This is a genomic window from Vibrio sp. Vb0888, assembly GCF_033338835.1.
GTDB classification, from domain to species: Bacteria; Pseudomonadota; Gammaproteobacteria; order Enterobacterales; family Vibrionaceae; genus Vibrio; species Vibrio alginolyticus.
The window spans coordinates 1-1,031 of the sequence record NZ_JAWOTL010000341.1; the positions used below are offsets into that span (position 1 = coordinate 1).

Consider the following 1,031-nt stretch of genomic DNA (forward strand, 5'->3'; position numbering starts at 1 on the left):
ATACCTTTCACTTCTTGGGCGTAGCCAATTAGCTCCTCATCAGATAAGCCTTTCGAGTGGATGACTATTGCATCGCAACGGCTGTTGATCAGCAATTCTAGGGCTTGACGTTCATCTTCTGGATTATGGTAACCGTTGCCAATCAAGATATGTTTGCCATTTTCGCGCGCGACATTATCGACGGATTTGACCAGCGTGCCGAAGAAAGGATCGGACACATCACTCACCAACACACCCATGGTATTTGTGCTTTGACTCACCAGTGCGCGAGCTGCGGCATTGGGTCTGTAACCCAATTTGCTCATTGCTTTGGTGACCGACTCTACCGATGATTGACTGGCTTTTGGGGACTTGTTGATCACGCGAGAAACCGTTGCGACCGAAACGCCGGCTTCTTTCGCGACATCCTTGATCGTTGCCATATAGAACCTTTAGTGGCTAAAAAATTTTGACTGAAAGTATTAAACACCCATTGTGTAATAAGTGCAATTTGATAGAGGATTTGCTTTCGGAAATGAGATCTTTACCACTTGTATTTATTAAGCTTACTGATAGTGTAAACGTTATCTTTTTAGTAAAACTTTACTGAGGTTTTAATTATGGAAACTATCGCTTACTCTGATTTTGCCAAACTGGAAATTCGTACCGGAAAAATCATTGAAGTAGCTCGTCATCAAAATGCAGACAAGCTGTATATTGTGCAGATTGATATTGGTGAAAAAACACTGCAAACCGTAACCAGTTTAGTGCCTTATTACACCGAGGAAGAGTTGATGGGCAAACAAGTGGTCGTGTTGTGTAATCTTGCCAAAGCCAAAATGCGCGGTGAAACCTCTGAATGTATGTTGTTATGCGCAGAAACGGATGATGAATCCGAAAGTGTGTTACTAACGCCAGAAAGAGCGATGCCGACCGGGGTGAGAATTGTTTAGAGTTTAATCAAGCAAACGTTTTATTGTTCATGTTTATGTTTTGTGTCTCATTTTATAAATAAATCAATAGATATATATTCAACTCTATTTATAATCTCC

General features: G+C 41.1%; 2 protein-coding genes. One reads left to right on the top strand and one right to left on the bottom strand.

Annotation, left to right across the window (positions count from 1 at the left end; genetic code table 11):
* Positions 1 to 422: LacI family DNA-binding transcriptional regulator (locus tag R7P72_RS26115; protein WP_318111171.1), on the bottom strand; the 422-nt coding region annotated here is incomplete at its 3' end.
* Between the two features lie 177 nt (positions 423 to 599).
* On the opposite strand from R7P72_RS26115, the gene R7P72_RS26120 reads away from it, so the two are divergent.
* Positions 600 to 932 (top strand): tRNA-binding protein, encoded by a 333-nt coding sequence (locus tag R7P72_RS26120; protein ID WP_005494151.1) that lies wholly within the window; start codon positions 600 to 602, stop codon positions 930 to 932.
* The last annotated feature ends 99 nt before the right edge of the window (positions 933 to 1,031 follow it).